General features: G+C 47.6%; 8 protein-coding genes. 4 read left to right on the top strand and 4 right to left on the bottom strand.

Going from position 1 to position 5,953, the window contains the following annotated elements; translation table 11 throughout:
* The 3 genes from VIM87_RS17580 to VIM87_RS17570 all read right to left on the bottom strand — a co-directional run.
* Positions 1-136 (bottom strand): DUF255 domain-containing protein (locus VIM87_RS17580; RefSeq protein WP_331998264.1); only part of this gene is annotated, 136 nt, incomplete at its 3' end.
* A 208-nt stretch (positions 137-344) separates the two neighbouring features.
* Positions 345-1,112 (bottom strand): uroporphyrinogen-III synthase, encoded by a 768-nt coding sequence (locus tag VIM87_RS17575; protein WP_254639976.1) that lies wholly within the window; start codon positions 1,110-1,112, stop codon positions 345-347.
* A gap of 74 nt (positions 1,113-1,186) precedes the next feature.
* The gene (locus VIM87_RS17570) at positions 1,187-2,245 is read right to left on the bottom strand and encodes a DUF4271 domain-containing protein (protein WP_331998262.1); all 1,059 of its coding nucleotides are present in this window, start codon (positions 2,243-2,245) and stop codon (positions 1,187-1,189) included.
* Between the two features lie 119 nt (positions 2,246-2,364).
* On the opposite strand from VIM87_RS17570, the gene hemW reads away from it, so the two are divergent.
* Positions 2,365-3,489: a radical SAM family heme chaperone HemW gene (gene hemW / locus VIM87_RS17565; RefSeq protein ID WP_331998261.1), complete on the top strand. Its 1,125-nt coding sequence runs from the start codon at positions 2,365-2,367 to the stop codon at positions 3,487-3,489.
* A gap of 329 nt (positions 3,490-3,818) precedes the next feature.
* Here the strand turns inward: hemW and VIM87_RS17560 are convergent, their stop codons facing one another.
* Positions 3,819-4,700, bottom strand: a complete 882-nt coding sequence (locus VIM87_RS17560) for an oxidoreductase (RefSeq protein ID WP_331998260.1) — start codon at positions 4,698-4,700, stop codon at positions 3,819-3,821.
* 199 nt (positions 4,701-4,899) lie between these two features.
* Here VIM87_RS17560 and VIM87_RS31415 point away from each other — a divergent pair, with 199 nt between their 5' ends.
* The 3 genes from VIM87_RS31415 to VIM87_RS17545 form a co-directional block, all read left to right on the top strand.
* Positions 4,900-5,160, top strand: coding sequence for a type II toxin-antitoxin system RelE/ParE family toxin (locus VIM87_RS31415; RefSeq protein ID WP_331998263.1), 261 nt, complete (start codon positions 4,900-4,902; stop codon positions 5,158-5,160).
* A gap of 4 nt (positions 5,161-5,164) precedes the next feature.
* Entirely contained in the window at positions 5,165-5,491 is a 327-nt protein-coding gene (locus tag VIM87_RS17550) for a helix-turn-helix transcriptional regulator (protein WP_331998259.1), read from the top strand.
* 13 nt (positions 5,492-5,504) lie between these two features.
* Positions 5,505-5,953, top strand: a 449-nt coding sequence (locus VIM87_RS17545; protein WP_331998258.1) for a DUF4136 domain-containing protein, incomplete at its 3' end; no start/stop codon positions are given.

The raw sequence follows: 5,953 nt of genomic DNA, 5'->3' as shown, positions 1-5,953 counted from the left end.
ACCCAATGCTTACCAGGATAGGCTTATTTTCCTGCAACGCGCGCTGCAAAGCCTCCTCTCCCCAGGGATACCAATCCACGGGATTATGTGCGTGTTGTAACAGATAAGGACTTGTCTCCCCGGCTAATTTATTCACAACTTAATTTCGGCGGTGCGCATGAAAGCATGGTTCATTCATGTTCACACAGGTTATGGTTTATAAATGATGCTGTTGGCTTCTTCTAATATAGCTAAAATAGCGAATAATCTTACATCTCCTATCACACAAACGGTTAATTTCCAGGCAAAAAAAAGGACGGCTTTCGCCGTCCTTGCAAGTAAGTTATTTTTTTACTCTTTGGAGATTATTTTTTGTTAAGCTCAGAAAGGTATTGTTCCAGCGCTGCCACCATAGAGGGGGCCTGGGGCGCCGGGGCCTTTACGTCCAGCCGTAAGCCTGCTTCTTCCACTGCTGCAGAGGTAGTAGGGCCAAATGCGCCGATACGGGTACCATTCTGCTGGAACTCCGGTAAGTTCTCAAACAGTGATCTTACACCGGAGGGGCTGAAGAAAACGATCATGTCATACTCTTTACCGGAGAGGATCTCCTTCACGTCGTTTGACACGGTTTTGTACAAGGTTGCGGTGGCGTACTCGCACTTATTGGTTTTCAGCCATTCTTCAATGTCTTTCTTCTGGCTGTCGGAGCTGGGGAACAGGAATTTTTCATTGTCCCGGTGTTTGTTCATTACTTCCAGCAGGCTTTTGGTAGAACCATCCGCCCCATAGAACACCTTTCTTTTCCGGTACAGGATAAATTTCTGCAGATAGAGCGCTACGGCTTCTGTGATGCAAAAGTATTTGCAATCCTGCGACACCTTGATCTTCATCTCTTCACAGATCCTGAAAAAGTGATCCACCGAGTTACGGCTGGTAAAGATCACGGCTGTAAAATTCAGGATATCGATCTTCTGTTTCCTAAAGTCCTTTGCGGATAAGCCTTCCACCCTTATAAACGGATAAAAATCCAATTTTACATTGAATTTTTTAGCCAGGTCAAAATAAGGGGACTTCTCAGTTTCAGGCTTTGGCTGGGAAATGAGGATCGACTGTACGTGATGTTTTACTTGCAAATCTGTTTTTTGCCCGCCTTTTATCATACTTAAATTTGCTCTTGTGTTAACAATTGCAGTAAAGTAATTTTTAGTTAATTACCCGTTAACCAAATCAGCAGCACCTTTGTTAAAAGCAACACAGGCGCTACTTCGAATGCGCAAAGGTAAAGAAAAAAATGCAATCTACTGAAAGATAGATACTGCTTTATCACGGAATAAGACCTAACATATCTGTACCCAATCAATAAAACGATAAAAAATAATGATATATATAGGAAGGCGCGGGCTATTTCCGGCTGGCAAAAGGCCAAAATCACCAGAAAAGGCACCAGCAGTATACCCAGCACTTTGTTGATCAGGTTCAGGATAAAAATGTAGGCATCTGCCAGGTCGTTATTGCCAAACAGCCATCCGCAAAAACGTAATACCACGTGTTTAATGCCATAGATCAGGGCTACCAGCAGTATAAGGCCGGGTATCAGCAGCCAGGCATCTGCATTAAAAATATATTGCTGCCGGTACATAAGCAGGTACAGGTACACGCCCAGGCTTACGGCAAAAAAAGCATTCAGTAAAAAGTTGGGAAAGGGCGACTGGGACAGCTGGTCTTTTAACTGGCGCTGGCTAAGGGTGGGGTTCAGGAATGCGCGGAACAGGTCTGAAAAATATTTGAGGTAGGCCAGGCGTATCACCCCCAGCAACAATACTACCCCGCCTATAAGGTACACCAGCCAGTCCAGGTCCTTAAAGGGCCGCACTACGTTCAGGTCAAAATAACGCGGCTTACCCGGGTGCAGGTACATATTTTTAGCTGCCAGGTTACGCATAAAAATGTCGTAGGCTGTTTCCTGGTGCAAAGGTACTTTGGGTTGCTGCAGCAGGGTGTCAGTTGCGGCGGTTTTAGCCGTGTCTGCAGGTTTGGGAACGGCGGCAGTGGTGGTAAGCGCATTATTATCCGGCCGTGGTTTTACGGCTGCCCTGCCGGTATCGGCTACCGGCTTTTTTTTAGGAGCTGCCGGGCGGCGTTTTGCGGTGTCCTGTTGTACACTACTAACTTTGGGCGCGCTGTTATTTGTACTGTCCTGCGCATATAACCCTAAACTACTGAATATGAATAACCAAAGTAAGAATAACCCGTTTCGCACCAGCATATTTTTATATTTGCAAATATAATATAATTGTCCACAGTCTACTGCTCACAGAACAGGGATTGCCTGATGTTCATCTGATCTTTTGACGGCGGTTTACGGACTGTTGACCTGAAAAAATTATGGCCGGTATCTATTTACATATTCCCTTTTGCAGGCGCGCCTGTTACTACTGCAACTTTCATTTTTCTACCTCCCTGGGGCAAAAAGATGCGCTGGTGGATAGTCTTTTACAGGAAATGATGCTACAGCAGCCTTACCTGCAAGGGCAGCAGGTAGATACCGTTTACTTTGGCGGCGGCACTCCCAGCCTGCTGGACGATGCAGACCTGCGGCGGATCATGGAAAAACTGCGCCAGCTGTTTCCCATCTCCGGCCAGGCGGAAATTACCCTGGAGGCCAACCCGGACGATCTGCAGCCGGAAAAGCTGCAGGCCCTGAAAGCTATTGGCGTAAACCGGTTAAGCATAGGCGTACAATCTTTTCACGAGGCAGATCTGCGCTGGATGAACCGTGCCCATAACAGCACGCAGGCCTTACAATGCATACAGGATGCACAGGCAGCGGGCTTTCATAACCTGAGCATTGACCTTATTTACGGCGGCCCCACCCTCAGTGATGAGGGCTGGGCGCAGAACGTACAGCAGGCCATTGCATTACAAATACCACACCTTTCGTGCTATGCGCTTACGGTGGAACCCGGCACTGCGCTGGACCACTTCATTAAACAGCATAAAGTTGCTGCCGTGGACCCTGACAAAGCTGCCCGGCATTTTGAAATGCTGGTACAATGGCTGGCTGCTGCCGGGTATGAGCATTACGAGATCAGCAACTTTGCATTGCCCGGCTGCCGCTCCCGCCATAACAGCAGCTACTGGCAGGGCCAGGCCTACCTGGGGCTGGGCCCATCCGCCCATTCTTTTAACGGGCACTCCCGCCAATGGAATGTGGCTAATAACAGCAGCTATATAAACGCTATTAAGGAAGGAAAAGTACCTTTTGAACTAGAAAACCTTACGCCGGAGATGATGCTGAATGAATATATTATGACCTCCCTGCGCACTTCGGAAGGCTGCCACCTGTACCTGGTAGAGGAACGGTTCGGAACCGATAAACGCCGGCAGCTGGAAACCGCCAGCAAAGAATTTATACTGGCCGGCAAAATGGTGCAGCAGCAGGATACGCTGGTGCTTACACCGGAGGGCAAGCTGTTTGCAGATGGGATTGCGGCGGAGCTGTTTGTGTAGGTTGATGATCGACAGCGGCGAAGGAAGCCACTTGCAGCAGGTGGCGATGTGTTTGCACAAAGGATAGCCCTTGTAAATAATAAAATACAACAACTGACGGTTATGCGCGATCAGTTGTTGCACAGCATACAATGCTGCGCAGATGCCGGTAACCAGGCCAGTATAGCTATCCATAATTTGTGTATAATGGTACTAACGGTAACGCTTATATGTTCAATCACCTGCAATACACTTTGTTTACAACGCGACCCGGACGCCGGGAAAAAAAGCGTCCGGCATGAGAGTTTGTTTCCCATACAGGACGCTTATGTTACTGATTGAATGTGCGCTTACCTGTTACCTACAATGAGCCTGCCGAGATCTGATTCCAGGAAATTTTCCGCATCCTCATGATCGGTGGACAAGCTCACCGGCAGCCATTTCTCAAACTCCGCCTGCCGGCCTGCTTCTACCTGTTTTAAAATGCCTGCAGCATCACTGCCCAGGATCAGGTGTAGTGGCGGTTCGGGATGGGCTACCACCGCTATCATCACCTGCGCTGCCTTATCCGGATCGCCGGTCATTTGCTGGGAAGGATCTTTAAACCGTTTAACGCGCACGCCTACTGTTTGCTCGTAATCAGGTATATCCTTTGCAAAACCCATAGAATCGCCGGCCCAATCGGTACGGAAACCTCCGGGCTCAATAATGGTGAGCTTAATGCCCAGCGGCGCTATTTCTTTAGATACTGCTTCTGAAAAACCGGCCAGCGCAAACTTGGTAGCCTGGTAAATGGAAAGGCCTGGTGTGCCCATACGGCCGCCCAAAGAGCTGATCTGCAAAATGTGCCCCGAACGCTGCTTACGCATGTAAGGCAGCACCGCACGGGTTACATAAATGGGACCGTACAGGTTTGTGTTGATCTGACTGCTGATCTGCTCATGCGTGTAAGCTTCTGCTGCGCCGGTGATACCAAAACCAGCGTTATTCACTGCTACATCTATTTTTCCAAAGCGGGTCACCGCATCTTTTACCGCGCTATTCACCGCTGCTTCATCTGATACATCCAGCTTTATGGGATAGATCTGATCCGGGTATTGTGCTACCAGGTCATCCAGCTGTTCGGGCTTGCGGGCGGTTGCTGCTACTAATTCTCCTTTTTCCAGCAGGGCGGTGGTTAAGCTGCGACCTAAGCCCCTGCTGCTTCCTGTTATAAACCAAACATTTGCCATAGTGTTTTATTTTTTACAAAGGTCCATATTCCGGGCACGCAGGGGTTTGTTGGGGAGGTCAAAGTTGGTTTGTTGGGAAGCTCATAGATGATTGGTCGCAGCTTAACGGGTGATTAACTTTCTGGGTGGGTAATGTTTCTAAATTTGGAAACTTTTATCACTTTTGTATGGGCAGACCAGATAGATACTTTAATACGCGATTTCTGGAGGAAGTAAAACTTTCTCTCGAGCGCTGGATAGGAAAATAGTAAGTAAAAAGCTTACCAATGATATCTGGGAATTCAGGATTAAATACCGCAATCTTCAATACCGTCTATTAGCCTTCTGGGATAAAACTAATCGCACACAAACATTGGTTATTGCCACTCATGGGATTATTAAGAAAACAGACAAATTACCCGCAAAGGAAATTGAGAAGGCTGAAAACATAAGAGCATTATACTTTTCCGTGCAAAACTAATACTATGTCAAAAGCAAAATTACCTACCTACTCACTGGATGAACTTAAAGACGAGTTCATTGGCAAGCGCGGTACCAAATCAAGAGTTATCTATGAATATGAACTGGGCATGACGGTGCTGGGGCATATGATAAAACAGGCCCGTAAAGAGCGGAATATGACGCAGGAACAGCTGGGCAAGCTGGTAGGCGTACAAAAGGCCCAGATCTCTAAACTGGAAAGCAGCGTTAACAGCGCCACCATTGATACTATTGTTAAAATATTTAAGGCCCTGAATGCAGATATTCATTTTAAAGTAAAGCTTGAAAACAGGTATCTTCAATTAACGTAAATTATGTTTGCCAATGAAGTCATATCTACTTCTTTTACCCGCCCTATTGTTGCTTCCTTATGCCTGCAGCCCCATACAGGTGCTGGACCAGGAAACCGCAGAAAACTTTGCGCTCAATAACTACCGCACGTTTAACTTTTATGAGATAGACGCCAGCGGCAATTCCGTAAACAGCCGTACGTACTACACCGGCCTTGACGCGCTGAAAACAGAAATTACGCAACAGCTGCAAAAACGCGGCCTGCAGCCGGGGGAGCATGATCCGGACCTGCTGGTGAATATTGGCATTGTGATCAAAGGAAAAGTGCATACCCGCAAAGTGGAGACAGAAGATCCGCGTTATATGGGACAGCGGCGTTATACCTGGGAAAGTGAGCGGCTGGAAAAAGGGCAGCATTATAACGAGGGCACGGTTACCGTTCACCTGGTAGACCGTGCCCAGAATAAGCTGGTATGGCGGGG

It is taken from the genome of Chitinophaga sp. (assembly GCF_036569125.1).
Lineage (GTDB): Bacteria > Bacteroidota > Bacteroidia > Chitinophagales > Chitinophagaceae > Chitinophaga.
Note: the sequence above shows the minus strand (reverse complement) of the source record. Positions and strands in the feature narration are given on the sequence as shown.